The following is a 17,081-nucleotide window of genomic DNA, read 5'->3' as shown; positions in this document are numbered from 1 at the left end:
CTGTCTGATCTCCGGGATCTGATCTACTATGGCCACACCTATCCGCCGAACTGTTTCCGCTTTTCTTACTTTCGCTCTATCATTGCCCCATTGGGCATCCGCTATTGATGGGTGAATTCAATTCCGGGTTCACTGCTGGGGCCACGCTTGGCAGGGAACAGCTATTTCAGCACATACGAAGATTCAAGAACGCCGGCATTTATGGCTGGCAGCTATGGAAATTAGATTATAGGTTTGATTCTAACATACCGACATTTAATTTAGCTCAGACAATTAACAATAGAATCAAATTTGCAGAACCCTTTTATCATTTAGCAGAGGCAATCAGCACCATTAAGCCATAATATACCTCTATAGTGAGCCTTGGACACGTGCACTGTAGCGCATTAGCATCGATTGAGCTAGATGATATAAGATAAAAACTCTAGCCGCCGACAAACAAAATGTAGAGTATGACAGAAGAGATATTATATTATGTTTTATTGGATTCTACCTCTGTTTTACCAATTCCGATACTATCAGCACTGCAGCAAATACATCTGCTACTCCAAGGATTATGAAACCCGGTGACCTAACTTCATTACAGGTTGTCAGATTACCAAATGCAGGTTGCGGCCCTTCTTCTTCCTCCTCCTTCTCTTCCTCTTCTTTCATATCAACGGTAGCTGGAACACATGGTATCATAAATATGCCCGTTACAACCAGAATATTGACTATAATTCCTGCCACAAGCACAATCAATGCTATTGCAGCTTTGCGCAATGTTGTACAAAATGCGTCTAAACTATAGACATATTTGCAAGGGCAGGCCGTTCGCCCATAACCTTATAGCTTGCGACTTTAACGTAAAAGCATCTCCTCCTTTTTATTTTCAGTCATCATTGCTTTCTGCATTCTGCTGTTAAGGGCAGCAATTACAAAATATAAAGGGCATTCTATAATACTTGTGCATCTTCTACACTTCATTACCAGCTTGTCTTCTCTATACCATAATCCCCAGTTATTAGCGCCACAGAAAAGGCACACACAATCATCCTCCCTATGATCATCTGTCAAAGTACTACTCTACTCCTTTTGAAGTTACATATGATAATTGTAAGACATTACTTATATATAGAGATCAAAATCATGTATTGTTATAACTATTCGTCGGCTTGCAAATTACCTCAAGTTACATGATCCGACGATAAATTATCTGGCCTTGCTTCCTTGTGTTCAGAAAGGAGCTTGTTTGTCAGCGACTCTATCCTGAGGATCTGTTCGCTTGTTTGTTCAAGTATCCGATAGTGAATGTGAAGGCTACAAGAAACATATGACGGTAATTGAAGAAGGTTATCATCATCTCTCTCTCTCTCTCTTATAGCGGAAAGGCTCGGTCAATGGCCGCAATATCCTTCTCAGTTAGACTCCAGCCGGCACCCCTGCTATTCTCTATTACATGTTCTGGCCGTCGGGCCTTTGGAATCGTGAATGTTTCTGGATGGCGAATAAGGTAATTGAGCACCACTTGACGAGGCGTGCGGCCGTGCCTCCTGCCAATGTCTGCAAGCAGCTGCCCCTGCCGGCTCCCGGGAGACGGGAAATAATAACCATGACCAAATGGCGAATAGCCTACAACGGCAATATGCCTGTCAGCACAGTAAGGCAGCAGGTCCAGCTCAACTTGCCGGTCGCTCAGGTTGTATGGAACCTGGTTGCATGCAATGCGGTATTTTGACAGTGCTTGCTGAGCTTCTTCCAGTTGCGCCACATCGAAATTGCTAACGCCAATGAACCGAATCAATCCATCGTCTGCTAGCTTTTCCATGGCGCGCATGGTTTCCTTGATTGGGTAGTAGCCGCTTGGCCAGTGCAACAGATAAAGATCAAGCCACTCTGTCCTTAGCCGCTTCAAGCTTCGCCTGCATGCCGCTATGGTGCCTTCATAGGAGGCATTTGAGGGCAGAACCTTGCTCACCAGAAAGACCTGCTCTCGCCGGCCGGCGACAGCTTCAGCCACAATTTCTTCTACCCGGCCGTTGCCGTACATCTCGGCTGTGTCTATATGGGTTAGCCCGAGATCAAGTCCCAGTCGCAGCGCCTCAACTGCATGCCGCCTACTGGCCACCGGAGCAGTATTTCCTTCGATCATCCATGTTCCTTGTCCTACCACTGGCACTTCAACACCTGTCCATCCAAACTTTCGTTTAGGCACAGTGATTGTTGATGATGACATTATTGCTTTATCAGTGCACTTTTCCATATTTCAAGCTCAATAGAGAGCACATTAAGGTGACATCCTAGAAATGACAGCAATTTTTGCCATGCATCATCTTCTATTAGAAGAAGAAAAACAGGCAGCAACGCGTCACTTTTGAAATATCCTGTCCTTTAGCCATCCTTTGCTGTACAACTCATTACATTCTTTGCAATAGTATGTCCTTGTTTCCACTACAATTCCCATTCTTGCAATGGTTTCGTCATCTGGTGGTCTCAGCTCCTCAAGCTCTGAACCACATACAGGACATTGTAATGTCACATCAAGTCATCACCCCAGCTTTGCGTATATACTTTTGTTATAGTCCTGCACAGCAGATTATTTATTGGCTGTATATTATATCCCCCTGTTACCTGAAGGCCTTTAGCCTGCAGAAGCCTTTGCTTTTTTATTTCTTGGAAGCCATAGTGTAAAGTGTATGAAGGGTGACGAGCATACGCATGCGCATCATCCTGTCTGTGGGGTATGCGGAGAGACATTTGCATCTGCCGAGCAACTGGGCAGGCACGTTGATCAAGTGCGCAGGCAAAATAATGATAGATAAATGAATAGGAGAGCCGCCCACACACAGCAATAATTGTGTATTAGCAGAAGTTACTTGCATCTTTTCTATTGTCAGACAAGCCCTGTTGCCTTTGTGACATCTGAAACACTCCCATATTGCCTTTCCTCAATTCTTTGCAAGTCTGGCAGTATCTCTTCGCTCTGTGGAGTTGCTCTCCCTGTGCGCTCTTTTTTCTTTTTGTCAGCAGGAAAATCAAGATCTTTTAAAATCTGCCCTATTGCGGCAGCCTTTGGATAGTCTTTAACGTCCACTTCCTTTCTTTCACCTGAAACTCCTCCTTGTTCACTTACCATTTGCCTTTGTTTCTCCTATGTTCTCCTTGCTCGGTATCTGTTCGGAGTTCTCTCGAACAGCTCACCGCAGCCTTGTAGTCGCTGCTGCTAGCTAGCTCTGCGCACAAATTCTAGCTATACTCGCTTTTTATGTCCTTTCCGTATTTATTGAGCAATTTGTGAATTTTCGGCTCAATGACAAACCTGCAATATGGAGCACTCTTATGCGATTCATAGTATTTCTTGTGATAATCCTCTGCAAGATAGAACTTTTTGAAAGGCGTGATCTCTGTCACAATTGGGTCTTTGTAAATGCCGCTCTTTTCAAGCTCCATTTTTGATCTTTCTGCTATCTCTCTCTGCTTTTCATTGTGGTAAAATATTACCGATCTGTATTGCGTGCCAACATCGGCGCCCTGTCTATTGAGAGTGGTGGGGTCGTGGGTATGCCAGAAAACATCTAGCAGCTTTTCAAATGATATGATGCTTGGGTCAAATTCAATCTGGGCGGCTTCTGCGTGACCTGTAGTTCCTGTGCATACTTCGTCGTAAGTAGGGTTCTCTATCAATCCTCCTGAATAGCCGGGTACGACTGACTTGACGCCCTTTAGCCTTGTAAATATTGCCTCTGAACACCAGAAGCAGCCATTGGCAAGTGTAGCAACTTCGATATTATTCTCCTTCATATTGTGTCACTCTTTTTTTGCTCTGCTGGAATAAAACGTATCGACAGCGAATTGACGCATTCTCTAGTGTTCTTGGCAGTCAATTGTTCTCCAATAAATTCATGTCCGAGATGAGCACCGCATTTTGCGCATTCTATTTCTGTCCTTATGCCGTCAGGATCCGGCAGGCGTTTTAGCGCACCCGGAAAGCTGTCATCAAAGGCCGGCCACCCGCAACCAGCATCAAATTTGCTCTTGGATGAAAAAAGCGGCTGGTCACAGCGCCGGCAGACATACGTGCCTTCTTTGTAAAAATTGTCGTATTCTCCGGTGAAAGGAGGCTCTGTTCCCTTGTGCACTATGACCCTTTCTTCCTCGGGAGTCAACTTGTTGTAGTGGTAACTCATATACGCGTCCTATCTTGCTCATTTTATGCCTATATGCGTGTCGTATCTTTTACTGTGCCTTGCCAAAATCTTACGCAGAGAAGAATGCCCTCACTGTTGCGCCTGAAATTGGACTATATATTGTTCTCACCTGTGATTTTACTAGAGGATAATCGCTGATGAACTTTTATAGGCATTAGACGGCCTACAAAAGAGAATTTTATATGCATTCAAGGCATAGCATCTGCACATGATCTTATCGATGGTTTGTCGATTGGAGGAAATCATGACCCACAAAATTCTGTCAAGCATATTCTGTTGCTTTATGAGAAACCCGAGTTCGCCAGAATGCTGCAATGCAGGTTCCTTGCAAAAGGTCTAAGAGAAAACGCATCATGCTCCTGCATAGCCCACGACAAGTCCGAAGCAGACATTATAGAGCGTGAATTGTTAGATAATGGTATTGACGTATTTAGTTATTTGAATAATAATCGATTAAAGATAAGGTACTGTCAAATAATAATAACAATAGTAGCCTGTTTCAATCCTTCTTTGTATCAGAGGAGAACGCAAAAAACGAAAATAATTTTCATTAGATCTTCTTATGCACCGACTATCTGCTTATCTTTATGAAGATATGAAACCCTAGGTTATGGGGACGGGAATAGTAATGGATAACAACGCTGTTTCATATGATAGCCGTAATGATGATGGCGACGACCGTTTGCCAAAGTCAATGCATCTCTAGTTAGAGCTGGAAAAGGTGGGTCAGAAGTTTGCCAAATTACCTTCTTCTGAGGTCTGGATGTGTCCCTATTCTATCAAGGATATATCTCGCTAGATGATGATCCTCTGGTTCAGCAACTATTGCTACATCATGATGCTGTAATTTATGTAACTAAAGGCTAGAACGCAATAGCACTTGATCTCAGATAGAGAGAAAAATATTGTAGTAGTAGCAGCAAGTTGGCTAGAGACGAGCACAACAATAATTTCTTGTGAAGATGCTGATCTCCCTTTGGGTTATATCGGAACCACCGCAAATGCAATTAAGTTGGTAAGAGCATTATGTTATTACACAATTACCAAAATGACATCATCCCACTCTTCATCACCATCTGATCTTCTTTATAGCACTGCAAAGAGGATTTGCAGTCAGGTGTTGCAGCTAGATAATTCAATCAGATTTGCAGGCCTTGCCAACCATATGGGAAGCCTGATCTCCTATGAACTGCGAAAAGGGCTTGTGCCTCTGCTTAACGAGGAAGAGCTCAAGAGTTATACGTTAAAGACAGTCCTTCGTATGAAGACAAGAGAGGACTATGAGTCAAAATTGGGAGATGTGATCTACACTTTTGCACTGTACAAGAAGATCAAGAGGGCCACTATTCCACTGGATCATCCAAATTTGGCCGCCCTTACGGTTTCATTTGACATGGCAGCAGATCATGAAGGCATCATTATAGATAAGATTCTGCCAATGATAAGGCGGGAGAAGTTGTTAACTACTGCTGTAGAAGCATGAAAGTAGCATTATTACTTCTCGGAAGAATAAGAGATTTTCTTTCAAGTGGGTGTGCAAATGAAAGCTGATAACTATCCGACTCCCTTACATGAAAGAATCTTTCTCCCCATGATGTTTCTGCAGGTTCCGTTTCAAAAGTAACAGATTCGGAAATAGCCTTGTCATTTTTCATGTAGCGGTACAGGCTATCGATATCTTCAGTATGAAATATTATCCGGCCAAAATCTCTCTGGTTCGTTTGTGTTCTAGGGTCATTGGCGTTTGTATCATCATCAGAGTTCTAAATTCAGGTACATGTTGCTACCTCCAATTTCAGATGTGGTAAATCGATCTATCGCCCCACCGCCATATACCAGCTTGAAGCCGGGCAACTTTGAGTAAAAGTTGAATGATTTCTTTATGTCTCTTACTTTTAGAGTAACAGCAGAGATATGATATATGCTCATGATATGATATCCCGTTCATAACATTGCTCTGATCTTTTTATCATCAATTCAGACTTTCCAGTGACCGCCCGCGGGTGTGTGGCCCTATCAAGATTATTGTGGCAGCCCCAAAGCAGAATAACGATATAGCTACCATAGTATTCAAGAATCCAAATGGACTTAATAAAACGAAAATGAATGGACCTATTGAAGAAATTGCTCTACTAGATCCCTCAATTATACCGAAACCAAAGGTTCGTATTCTTGTAGGAAAGACCTCTGCAGTGTAGGCATATAGGCTAGAAACGAGCCATGCATTTGCTCCAAAGGCTATAAAGCCTGCAATAACAAGGCCCGCATAGTCATGGATCAATATTCCTCTGAGAATAAATCCTATTGCCATAATGATACTGGCAATTAAAATCTGATATTTTCTTTCTAATCGCTCAGAAATAAAAATAGAAAGAATGCCTCCAACAACGAAGCCGATACCGCTAATAATGTTAATAGAAATTGAATCAGTCAAAGAATATCCTTGGTTTATATATTCTACAACAAGGAGCAGTGATGCATATACTGGAACAAATATGCAAACCCAGACTGCTATCAATAATGCAATACGCGTTGCAATAGTCCTATTCTTTAGAAGGTGGTGCCACCTATTCTTACGTCGATGATTATTCTTGGCAAATGTGGTGGCAGCATAATCGTGCTTCCTTTCAAGCGGTCTGATATTGAGAGAGGCAAGAACTGTATTAGTCTCCCCAAGTCGATTCTTAGAAAGGAGCCAACGTGGAGATTCTGGCATGCGGATCCTAAATAATAAGGACAAAAAGGCAGCAATACTGGGAATGGCCAGCACTGCTCTCCATCCATCAATTCCAGCCACATTATTTCCCTGTTGGATAAGCATCAAGGAAATGGGACCAGAAGAGGCCAAACCTACCCATCCAAGTACAATTACGATTGAAGTGTACTTGCCTCTTTTTGATTTTGGAGACATCTCGCCAATATACGCGCTTGCAACTGCAATTTCTGAACCTATTCCAATTCCAGTCAAAAGCCTAAAGATGCTCATTTGCACCATATCTTGAGAAAAGGCTGCCAGAAGTGATCCTATGCCAAGGATCAGGGTGGAGGCAATAAGTGCAGGTCTTCTACCATTAGAATCAGCAAAAACAGTAATAACAAAAGCTCCTATTACATATCCAATTACTGTTGTTGACGCGCCAACTGCGATCTCGTTATCGCCAACTGAGAAAGTTGATTTCAGAACAGGTGCAATATATGCATAATTTGTAATATCATAAAAAGCGAAAAAACTTGAGAAGCTTATTGCGAAGATGGCGCTCGATGCAAGGGGTATACCTTTTAGACCATCAATCCTCTTAGCTAGGTCATCGATTAGTACATCCAATCTGCTCATTAAGAGACCTTTCTCAACATTGCCTCAATAATAATCAATACGCGAATTTCGGAAACTCCTTTAATTTTCAATATTCAAAGAAACATTCATTCATCATTTGCTTTGCATTATTGTTCCCACTAGCGATTTTTAGGGGATGGGGAGCCTGTGGCCACTTTTTATTTGCATATGCTATGTAAAGCAACTTGTGCAAGAAGATTTTTTCTATATGCCTGCGAAAATATATGTCTGGTTAGATTCTTGTCTCGCTTCGTATTGCATCACTATATTTTAGTTAATGGCGAGAGAGTGATGCTGCTTCTTCTTGTTGTTGTGCTGTAGTGGGAGCTGTGGCATCCCAGAGTTTGAAGTAATATTTTGTCAAGTCAGCAGCCATCTTTTCATCTGCACATGTAATGCCCCATTTTATTTTCTGTGTTTCGCTCCAATCGACCAATTCTAAGGCGATTTCATTGCGATCAAAGATCATAAGACAGAATGGGACTTGCCCTACAATTCTTTTGACTCGACTAGGATACCATGGATTGGTAGTAACAGTCTTGCGCTCACGTGCATGCTTGTCTACCTTATCAAGGCTATTGCCCCTCTGCTCATTGAGAAATTTTCCTATTAATGAACGATCTGCTATTACTCTTACATCAATTCCTGCATTTGCTTTTGAAGATACTGCATTAATAATTACTTCATCAAAGAATCGACTTGCCAAAAGAATCTCCCGTTTGACATAATGGGAACGTTGAACTATCCAAGATGCCAGTTCGCTATAGCTCCAGAAGAACTTGATATCTATAGATGGATTGTTCATTGCGCGAGGGCGACCAACCACCTTTTCTATAAAATTTTGTATCTCATCATTGGAATATTGTTTTGTATTTCTTAGTGTGTCTATCATTTGAAGTGTTTTTCTGTTTTTTGCTGTTTCCATAAGTTGAAGAATGTGATTCTGATAAATGATCCGACCTAACGATGTATGGGCATAGATGCCGTCGTACTTACTGATCAAGCCTGCATCAATAAGCTGATTAAGTCTTGTATAGTACTTTCTCTTTGTTAGCCCAGTTTTTTCTATGGTTGAAGAATCCGCTTTGATTCCATTGCTTGCTAACATAAACAGTGCAAGACTATCATTAGAGGATAAAGTTGAAAGTAACTGTGAAATAGAGCTGCTTGCCATTTCAGGTGCAAGCTCAGGAATTTCAACCATTCTATGCAAGCCCTCCGCCAAATGCGTTAATAATTTTTACTGTGCGAGTCGAAACTTGCAGAGACAGAGATGCAGGCAAAACAATAAAGTGATTAATGTAGGCATTCATTTATCAAGCGCAAATTAATGGCTGAGAATACACGCGAGGCATTGAAACGTCCAATTGCGTTCTCAAGTTTTTGCTCAACAATATCGAGTTTTAAGGGGATTTGGTGTTTGTCTATTCCATAGAGGATTGATAGTGTCTTGAAAATTAGCTCACTTGCATCTTTGCCAAATATGTCGACCAGTCCTTGCTCAAATATTGTAGCTACCTCCATCATCACTTTATTTGGCATAGTATGATGGATTGAATTTGTATCAATTGTGCTTAGATGATGGATTTTCAATATCTTTAGAAGGATTGATGGCTTAAGAGACAAAACAACTTTTAGATCATAACAGTATACTACCTCGATCGGAATGTTGAATCTCTTTCCAACAAAATTCTCAAAGTCTAGTGGTTCTTCCTTGTAGTTTCCTGTTTCAAGTTCGATTTGAGGATTGACAAAGATTATGATGCCGCGAATATTGAGTGATACGTGCTTAGCTTCCAAAATGCTTTTTGCCAAACTATTTTTTGACCAATCAACTGGATTGTGATATCTCCCAGCATAAATCAAAGGCCGATCAACTATTATCAAAGAACCATTTGAAATACTCTTATTTAATACAGTTTCATTTAATTTTGCCATTTTGCGCTTCACATTATTTCCATCCATTTCAACGCCATATATGATCGCAAAACCTGCTGCTAGATAATCGAAAACTTTTTTGTAGATGCCTAAAATGGAGTGTTCGTTTGTCATCTCAATGATGGAAATGTTGTGAGTTTTTAGAAGATCTGACAAGACGGCACTCTTACGATGATACTCTTTATAACAGTTATGTCAAGTTGTAACTTTGTGCCGTATATTACTATAAAACGTAACGCACATATCTAGATGGAAAATATGAGTGAATACAAGGCCTGATAATTTCCAAAAGTTACATAGAGCAAGTCATCCTTAGCTTTAAGACAAAATATGCTAGAGCTGCAATAGCGGCTCGCTCTAGAAGCAAAAAATATTGGCTGTTGAATTTAGAGTGGCTTGGTCATTGTAAAGAGGCTCTAAAGCATGAGCTCGTTCGTGTGACCAATAATGCCTCTCAGAACAAAAAGCCTTTGCCGCTATGGCTGAATAATTGCTGTAGTAGTTATTGCCAAAGCAGGCGTATTGATTGCCTGTTGTTATTTATGTATTGTCTCATCAGTAAAAATTGCTTCTGTGTCATGATATACAAGTTCTTATAATGCTCATGAGATATTTCATAAACCTTGGATGACCTAAATTATTATCATTATCATTATACCATCGGTATTACACCAATGTCAAAACCGACTGCAGCCATCAAAGAAATTGCTACTGAATATTTAGATGCAGAAAGTAGTGCCCCGCTAAGTTTCAATCAGGTCAATGATTTTATTGACAATAGTATTGGTTTTGATAATTCTTCTTCGTGTAGGCACATATGAAGAGATAGAATCGGCAAGACAAATCGAGATGCGATACTTAAAAAGCTGATTACAAAGAGGAGAAACTTGCGTGTGTCTAGCTCATAGCGACCGTCCAAGAGATCAGGCTTCTGAAAGTGACATACTATAAGCTCAAATGATGAATAATGAAATTGATGTTGATAAACTCTTTGGGATTGTGGCTTCAGAGGCGAACCTGATTAAAGCAAGAGGAAGGGCTTTGGCCATGCAACTACAACTCGAACAGGAAGGTAGGAAACGATTTGAAAGTTATAATGTAACATGTATGTGTCCATATACTATGTTGATAATATTTTGGAAAGCCTTGATAAGGAATGGATGCAAGAGCTGCTTCGAAATCATGATTCAGTTATCTATGCTCCAAAGTTTTCTAATAGTTTGGCCTTGGCATTACCACCAATGTAAAGGTGACTAGACAAGAAGAGGGAGAGAGTAGAGGCAGGCATAAAGCCCAGGAGAGCTACTGAAGCCATTTTTTCCTACTTTCCTTAAATCCTCCTGAACCCCCATTAACTCTTATAAATCTACAAACTCGCACTCCTTGGTTATTGTATCCAGTATCGCAGCGGTTGCCCTGTAACCAAAAAACCAGCCGTTAGCAGTTCCCGGATTGATAACCATCGTCTTGTTACCCACTATATTATTCTCTGTCTTGTGCGTATGTCCATAAACTACAACATCGTATTTGCCTGATTGAATTATGGATTCTCGCCTTTTGAACTCGGTTCCATGATAGACAGCAATGAGTAAACCGTCTTGTTCAATTTCACAAAAATCGCCCCTTAGTTCGCCTTTTATTTTTTGAAAAGCATTAGTCAGACCTTTTATATCAACATCGTTGTTTCCCAAAACTCCTATTACTCTAATACTGTCAGAGAATGCTTCGACAGCTTCAGGAGTTGTTATGTCGCCTGCATGGATAATGAGGTCGACCTTTCTTTCAGCAAATATCTCTGTCGCAATTTCTATGTTTCTGATGTTATCGTGGGTGTCAGAAATTAATCCAATCTTCATTTTCTTCTTATCCTAAAAGATACTGAGAGCACATGTTGCTAACGAATAATGATACAACTAGAGACAGACACTCACTATACTTCTTTTCGACTGATTGTATTCTTAATTTCTTACCTTTGATGGTGTAGTGGAACTGAGCTAAACTAAGCCTATGTACCTAGAATGACCAAATATTAGGATATTGTCAGAGCAGGGCTATAGCTTGAATAATCATTATCGCGATGATTTTATCAATATTTTTTGTATTCCAAAGGACAGGGATATATTTCCTGATACAATCTACTTAATCCACATATTTTATCGCTGTTACAGTTATACGATAGTAAGCCAATGCACACTCATGTCAGAATTCTAGCGGAGAGGACGCGTTTATTTTTCATATTGTTTATGCCTCCTGTTGGTTGTTACCGTTTGTATCCCATTATGACACTGCAAAAATACTCTATGCACTTGGGTATAGAGGACGGTCAACAACAATTATGTAAAAAAGGTGCACCATGATTATATGACGACAACATCCAACCATCCCCAGTTGGGTCATAGCCCTGTAAAACCCATCCTAATTATTGGGTCGCCCGGTTCTGGCACTAGCTTACTTTACCAAATCCTGTGTTTACACCGAGATGCTGCATACATCAGTCATAACATGTTCCGTGCAGGACTACGCAGGACTGGAAGATTCCTAGGCGACCGGAGAAAAGCGTTATTTATGTTACAAAATCTTATCCACCGTGACCGGGATTCTAATCTTCCAAACGAGGCAGATGCCTTCTGGATGATGTATTTTGGATATTATAACTACATGACAGAACAAGACTATTCCGAAGAAATGGCTACCTATTTTAGAAAAAAAGTGCTTCAGGTTCAGAGTCTTTGGGGCCGTCCACGATTTGTGAACAAGAATCTACAAAACAGTTTTCGAGTTAGACTACTCAATGCAATATTTCCAGATGCAAAGTTCGTGCATATAATACGAGATGGCAGAGCAGTAGCATTTTCAATATTAAACAAAAAAGATGGAGGCGCGACTAGTCCTATCCTGCTTGTTGGTTTTAAAGATATTTTAGGTGAAAAGTATCAGTCAAATCGTTCCGAGCTTTATAATTACGGCCTAGCTTGGGCAGAATATGTCAGAAAAGCGAGGGAAGCAAGCGCATTTGGACGAGACAGGTACTACGAAGTCCGTTATGAAAACCTTATCGCAGAACCATACAACGAGCTTAAAAGAATTCTAGATTTTTGCGAATTGGACTGGTATAGTGAATTTGAGGACAGGATGCCACCTATCAAAGATATGAACAAGAAATGGATACAGAAAGCGACCAAGGACCAACTTGTAGAGATGGACGAATCCACAATTGACATGAGAAGGAACCTTGGTTATGACAATACAGTATCCTTGGTCTAATCGTGAAATATTATATATCCAGCTCGCTAGTTGTTCTGATCTGGAATAACGGGCTATTTCGTGTATTTTATATTTAATACTGCTAATAATCTTGGGATACAAGAAATTAGATAACTACTAAAAAATGAAAAACAGAGATAATACTGCTAATCGCTTTCTTTCCAAAGATGTTGCGGCATCACTTTCTATCATTATTGCCAGGATCTTCCATGCCGTAAACTGGTTCAATGTTGCTGCAATATTTCCGCTTATCGCACTTGATTTTGAGAATGATGATATTGCTCTGCTGGGTTCCATATCTGCAGCATTTTTCATCGGAGTTGGGATATTTCAAATCCCTGCAGGCATATTTGCAGCCAAATTTACTCCTAGGAGTTCAGCCATATTTGGAATAGCACTATCATCTATTGCAGCTCTGCTCTATGGGTTTTCATCAGAGGCATCTCAGCTTGTCTGGCTGCGCTTTATAGTGGGCGCAGGCATGGCATTCTTTTTCAGCTCAGGCATTGTGCTCATAGCTAGATATGCAAGCGCGAAATTTTCTGGCTTTTCAATTGGTCTTATGAATTCTGCACACTCGGCGGAATTATCGGGATATTTGCTTGGATTGTTATCGCCCAGATAGTTGGCTGGAGGCCAAGCCTTATACTGAGCGGTGCAATCGGCATCGTGACAGCCATCCTGATGTTTGTGGCTGTTCCTACTTCTCATGAGGCAGGGCGGCGGCTTAAAGGATCATCATCAATAACCCATGATGGGGGAGCTCTTGATGATGAACGCAGAGAGGAGAAGGAGGAAAAATCTTCTTCTCCTTCGGCCAATAAACAAGCACAGGAAGGCACCAGCAGAGGATTAGACACTTCAGATATTTGGCGAATATTATCGAACACTCTATTAATTGCGCTTGGCCTTGTCCTGATAGGCGTTCAAGCCTCTTGGGCCTTGCTGCTTACATTCATCGTAGTTTACCTACAGAGCCTCAATATTTCGCTTGAAGGCGCAGGAGTGATTGCAAGCATGGCGCTGATATCTGCCATCATATCAGCGCCATTGATTGGCGGCTTCTATGATAGGGCAGTCAAGAATGCAAGAAAGATTCTAGTGATTTGCGGAGCCGGTATAAGCATATCTTTTGCGGCAATGTCTTCCCAAATTATGCCAGTCATAATCATCTCGGTCATTTCGATTGGATTCTTTTCTGGTGGTGCGTTTACTCTTGCATATGCCATAGCGCGTAGGATGAGGATCATAATATCATCAACAACCGGTAGTGACGTACATGAACAAAAAGATAGAAACGATGACAACAGCCCAGAATTGGAACCTAGAAGGGGAGAAGAAGAAAAACACGATAAGTCTAAGGACAAGATGCCAGATTACAGTGCACTAAACATCGCTTGGATAAATGGTCTGTCTCTCCTTGGCATACTGTGGATGCCACTTGTGTTCTCGTTTACAGTTAAATCTTGGGCAGGATATCCGGGTGCTTGGCTCTTGTCAGCAATATTGGTTGCATTGTTTGTGTTCATCCCGTTGCAAAAAGTGGCAAAATAAAAAATGTAGAGGACAGGGATATATGCAACAAATAATAAAGAAAGAAAAAGACATTAAGGTATAACTCATATTTCTCGAAAAATAATATGAATCAAGACATATGCTATGCCCGTTAGCTTTGGTATCATGATTCATGGCGGAGCGGGAACAGGTAAAATAAGAAAATCTTCAAAACATGCCCAAGATATCTCAAAAGCCCTCGAAAACTCCGTTAGCACAGGATATGATATTTTAGAGAAATCAGATGGTGATGCAGCAGCTGTTAACGCAGTTGAATCAGCTGTTGCAAGCATGGAGGATTCAGGTCTTTTCAACGTTGGCATTGACTCCTGCCTGATCTTGGACAAGAGAATTGAAATGAATGCATCAATAATGAACGGAAAGGACCTTGCAGCTGGGTCCGTCGGCATGGTGCAGCACATGCAGAATCCTGTGAAACTAGCGCGGCAGGTGATGGAAAGGACGGATCACACAATGTTCGTGTCTGATGGCCCTTTAGAACTTGCAAAGCTCTTCAATATCACAGTTGCACCTGTTGAACCCTTCCTCTTTATTATTGATTTTCATCTTTTGCGGGAATAAACTGGTCGCAGGCCAAGGCTATGAAGCCGGCGACTGCCTCGATATTGTTGGTTGTTTCTTGGGGAATTAATGCAGGGGGCGTGTGTGTAGTCTGTGACAAAAAAGGATCTACTAGGAGGACATTGTTACACCTCCACAAAGCGACTCGTTTTCTATAACGTCGCCCTCTGCCGGATTGTAGTCAAAGATTTCGGTGTATTGATCGCAGACAAACCTGTCAGCGCCTGCGCCGCCATGATGCTCTGCGCCGCCCACAAGAGTATCGTCTCCATCCTCTCCGTACAGCGCTCCTGCCTGCCCTATGCCTTTGATATAGTCATTGTCAATGCCGCCATATGCAACGTTTTCTACGTCGTGCGGCTGCAAGTATATCTTGTCGTTGTCGCCCTCGCCGTATATGGCGCACGAGTAGCCTTCGCAGCTTATAGTATCTGGCCCAGAGCCGCCATGGATGGTGCCGCCAACGCTGCCAAACTGATCGCCAGTGTCCTCCACAAATAGTATGTTTATTGTGTCTGCGCCGCCGCGCCCGTACACGGTGTTGTATCCATAAGAGTCTTGGATGTAGTCATTCCCTTCTCCGCCGTCAAGCAAGTCGTCGCCCCTGTATCCGTATATCTTGTCGGCACCAGAGCCGCCATATGCTTTGTCGTTGCCAGCACCGGCTGAAATTATGTCTCTGCCTCCTAAGCCATGGATGGTATCATCCTCACCTGTCCCATAGATCATGTCGCTTCTGTTTGTGCCGGTCAGGTCCGCTGCCGAGACGGCTGCAATCGTTGACGGCATTGCGAGCACCACACCTAGCAGAACCGGTACGATGAACCGTGATCTGTTCCGGTAAAGGTCTTTTGCGTGTATCATGATCCAAACACAATTCTTGAATATTTACGAGATTTGGAGACGGACTAACGTGGAAAATGGCAGAACAAGGTACTTCATTCTTAAACCACGACACAAGACGAAGATTGAACGCCCAATTGCTATGTTCTCTACTCTCTTGAACCATGCCGGTCTTAGACATCAGCAGTAGGTTGCCCCTCACGTCTATCACACCTTGTTTTCAAGAATCCTGCTTGGATTTTCTATCTGTCGGGTGAGCCGAACTCATCTAAATTTTCCGATTCCTTATGCTGAAGATGTGTGTACACATTATTGATTAATTGGCTAGCTAGCTTCTTCTCTCTTCAATGGGAGGCATCATCAGGAACTATTGTTAGTTCCGTTAATTTTTCAGATCTAAGAACAACCAACTTTACAGCTTTGCCAATCAGCTCTTGCGTCAGCAACTGCTCTATGTCATGTAAACTCTCAACTTGTTTTCCGTCAAGGCTCAATACCACATCACCTATCAGTAGGCCGGCCTTCTTTGCAGGAGAATTAGGTTCGACTGAAACAACCATCAGCCCGGAATCTTGGTTTATTCCTGCCTGCTTTGCTACCTCTTCTGGAATGGAGATGGAGTATGAGGTAATCCCCAAATATGCGCGCCTGACCCTCCCGTAACTCTTCAGGTTTTCTACAATCCCTTTGACTTTGCTTGTCCTGATTGCAATGCCTCTGGAAGATATGTAAAAGGCGTTCAAACCTATCATCTTGCCACTTGCGTCTACCAATGGTCCTCCAGAGTAACCCGGATTCAGCCGGGCATCTGTTATGACCACGTTGTTCATCATTGTCCTTCGCCACCGTCCTCTCACAGAGCTTCTCGATGATGTGATGATTCCTTTTGTTATGCTTGCCTGCTCTCCAAAAGGATTGGCAAGAGCAAGTATCATTTGACCTGCTTTTAGATCTTCACTATCAGAAATTTCAATTGGTTGCAATGTCTTGCCGTTGTTCTTTGCATTGCTGATTTTCAATATTGCAATATCAGAGTAAGGGTCCTTGCCGACCACGTCTGCATGCATGGCACTTCCAAGCTCCTGAGAGCTTACCTGAACTTCTTTGAAACCCTTGACGACATGATAGCATGTAACGATGTAGCCATCATTGCTCCAAATAACGCCAGAGCCGCCTCCAAACATCCGTCCCGTTTGCACTCCCACCACTGACGGCGAGACCTTTTCTGCAACACTTATTATTGCATCAGACAGCGACGTTAGCGTGCTTGAAGGAGATTCATTGTTTTTGCTCAATCATGTTTCACCTGTATGTACTATCTATGGATGTTGCATTATTTGTTGACTAGCAAAATTAGTAACTCAGTCAATCAATAGATG

Annotated in this window: 19 protein-coding genes and 1 pseudogene; 5 read left to right on the top strand and 15 right to left on the bottom strand. The window is 42.0% G+C overall.

Annotated elements, in window-relative coordinates:
* Nucleotides 1–489: 489 nt before the first annotated feature.
* The 7 genes from NGAR_RS15500 to NGAR_RS15475 all read right to left on the bottom strand — a co-directional run bounded on the left by NGAR_RS15500 (nt 490) and on the right by NGAR_RS15475 (nt 4,166).
* A complete protein-coding gene (locus NGAR_RS15500; protein ID WP_015020752.1) occupies nt 490–762 on the bottom strand; it encodes a hypothetical protein in 273 nt (90 codons plus the stop codon).
* A 78-nt stretch (nt 763–840) separates the two neighbouring features.
* Entirely contained in the window at nt 841–1,056 is a 216-nt protein-coding gene (locus NGAR_RS15495) for a hypothetical protein (protein WP_148681605.1), read from the bottom strand.
* A 301-nt stretch (nt 1,057–1,357) separates the two neighbouring features.
* A complete protein-coding gene (locus tag NGAR_RS15490) occupies nt 1,358–2,194 on the bottom strand; it encodes an aldo/keto reductase (RefSeq protein WP_148681887.1) in 837 nt (278 codons plus the stop codon).
* A 153-nt stretch (nt 2,195–2,347) separates the two neighbouring features.
* The gene (locus NGAR_RS18000; protein ID WP_015020750.1) at nt 2,348–2,518 is read right to left on the bottom strand and encodes a hypothetical protein; all 171 of its coding nucleotides are present in this window, start codon (nt 2,516–2,518) and stop codon (nt 2,348–2,350) included.
* Nucleotides 2,519–2,872: 354 nt separating this feature from the next.
* Nucleotides 2,873–3,115 (bottom strand): DUF2795 domain-containing protein, encoded by a 243-nt coding sequence (locus NGAR_RS15485; protein WP_015020748.1) that lies wholly within the window; start codon nt 3,113–3,115, stop codon nt 2,873–2,875.
* A 110-nt stretch (nt 3,116–3,225) separates the two neighbouring features.
* A complete protein-coding gene (gene msrA, locus NGAR_RS15480; RefSeq protein WP_015020747.1) occupies nt 3,226–3,780 on the bottom strand; it encodes a peptide-methionine (S)-S-oxide reductase MsrA in 555 nt (184 codons plus the stop codon).
* Nucleotides 3,777–4,166, bottom strand: a complete 390-nt coding sequence (locus tag NGAR_RS15475; RefSeq protein ID WP_015020746.1) for a methionine-R-sulfoxide reductase — start codon at nt 4,164–4,166, stop codon at nt 3,777–3,779. Before NGAR_RS15475 ends, msrA begins: the two co-directional genes overlap by 4 nt.
* Before the next feature lie 246 nt (nt 4,167–4,412).
* On the opposite strand from NGAR_RS15475, the gene NGAR_RS19480 reads away from it, so the two are divergent.
* Nucleotides 4,413–4,778 (top strand): MEDS domain-containing protein, encoded by a 366-nt coding sequence (locus NGAR_RS19480; protein WP_148681604.1) that lies wholly within the window; start codon nt 4,413–4,415, stop codon nt 4,776–4,778.
* A gap of 289 nt (nt 4,779–5,067) precedes the next feature.
* Nucleotides 5,068–5,670 carry a hypothetical protein gene (locus NGAR_RS15465; RefSeq protein WP_148681603.1) on the top strand — a complete coding sequence of 201 codons (603 nt, stop codon included), beginning with the start codon at nt 5,068–5,070 and terminating at the stop codon, nt 5,668–5,670.
* 272 nt (nt 5,671–5,942) lie between these two features.
* On the opposite strand, the gene NGAR_RS17995 is transcribed toward NGAR_RS15465, so the two are convergent.
* The 5 genes from NGAR_RS17995 to NGAR_RS15445 form a co-directional block, all read right to left on the bottom strand.
* Nucleotides 5,943–6,116 carry a VOC family protein gene (locus NGAR_RS17995; protein WP_015020742.1) on the bottom strand — a complete coding sequence of 58 codons (174 nt, stop codon included), beginning with the start codon at nt 6,114–6,116 and terminating at the stop codon, nt 5,943–5,945.
* A gap of 43 nt (nt 6,117–6,159) precedes the next feature.
* A complete protein-coding gene (locus NGAR_RS15460; RefSeq protein WP_148681602.1) occupies nt 6,160–7,521 on the bottom strand; it encodes an MFS transporter in 1,362 nt (453 codons plus the stop codon).
* Between the two features lie 274 nt (nt 7,522–7,795).
* The gene (locus NGAR_RS15455; protein WP_015020740.1) at nt 7,796–8,725 is read right to left on the bottom strand and encodes a hypothetical protein; all 930 of its coding nucleotides are present in this window, start codon (nt 8,723–8,725) and stop codon (nt 7,796–7,798) included.
* A gap of 92 nt (nt 8,726–8,817) precedes the next feature.
* Entirely contained in the window at nt 8,818–9,573 is a 756-nt protein-coding gene (locus NGAR_RS15450) for a hypothetical protein (protein WP_148681601.1), read from the bottom strand.
* Between the two features lie 1,244 nt (nt 9,574–10,817).
* Nucleotides 10,818–11,315, bottom strand: coding sequence for a metallophosphoesterase (locus NGAR_RS15445; protein ID WP_015020737.1), 498 nt, complete (start codon nt 11,313–11,315; stop codon nt 10,818–10,820).
* Nucleotides 11,316–11,820: 505 nt separating this feature from the next.
* Between NGAR_RS15445 and NGAR_RS15440 the strand changes: the two genes are divergently transcribed.
* Nucleotides 11,821–12,723 carry a sulfotransferase family protein gene (locus tag NGAR_RS15440; RefSeq protein ID WP_015020736.1) on the top strand — a complete coding sequence of 301 codons (903 nt, stop codon included), beginning with the start codon at nt 11,821–11,823 and terminating at the stop codon, nt 12,721–12,723.
* A 117-nt stretch (nt 12,724–12,840) separates the two neighbouring features.
* Here NGAR_RS15440 and NGAR_RS18585 read toward each other — a convergent pair whose 3' ends face one another.
* Nucleotides 12,841–13,038 carry a hypothetical protein gene (locus NGAR_RS18585; protein WP_228369377.1) on the bottom strand — a complete coding sequence of 66 codons (198 nt, stop codon included), beginning with the start codon at nt 13,036–13,038 and terminating at the stop codon, nt 12,841–12,843.
* On the opposite strand from NGAR_RS18585, the pseudogene NGAR_RS15430 reads away from it, so the two are divergent.
* Together NGAR_RS15430 and NGAR_RS15425 are read left to right on the top strand one after the other, a co-directional pair.
* Nucleotides 12,962–14,277: pseudogene (locus NGAR_RS15430) on the top strand (MFS transporter). The gene NGAR_RS18585 and the pseudogene NGAR_RS15430 sit on opposite strands and share 77 nt — an antisense overlap.
* A 126-nt stretch (nt 14,278–14,403) precedes the next feature.
* Nucleotides 14,404–14,859, top strand: coding sequence for an isoaspartyl peptidase/L-asparaginase (locus tag NGAR_RS15425; protein WP_015020733.1), 456 nt, complete (start codon nt 14,404–14,406; stop codon nt 14,857–14,859).
* Nucleotides 14,860–14,970: 111 nt separating this feature from the next.
* Here NGAR_RS15425 and NGAR_RS15420 read toward each other — a convergent pair whose 3' ends face one another.
* Both NGAR_RS15420 and NGAR_RS15415 read right to left on the bottom strand, forming a co-directional pair.
* A complete protein-coding gene (locus tag NGAR_RS15420; RefSeq protein WP_228369213.1) occupies nt 14,971–15,648 on the bottom strand; it encodes a calcium-binding protein in 678 nt (225 codons plus the stop codon).
* Between the two features lie 398 nt (nt 15,649–16,046).
* Nucleotides 16,047–16,997, bottom strand: coding sequence for a S1C family serine protease (locus NGAR_RS15415; RefSeq protein WP_015020731.1), 951 nt, complete (start codon nt 16,995–16,997; stop codon nt 16,047–16,049).
* Nucleotides 16,998–17,081 lie beyond the last annotated feature (84 nt).

It is taken from the genome of Candidatus Nitrososphaera gargensis Ga9.2 (assembly GCF_000303155.1).
Lineage (GTDB): Archaea > Thermoproteota > Nitrososphaeria > Nitrososphaerales > Nitrososphaeraceae > Nitrososphaera > Nitrososphaera gargensis.
This window is presented reverse-complemented; position numbering and strand designations above follow the sequence as displayed.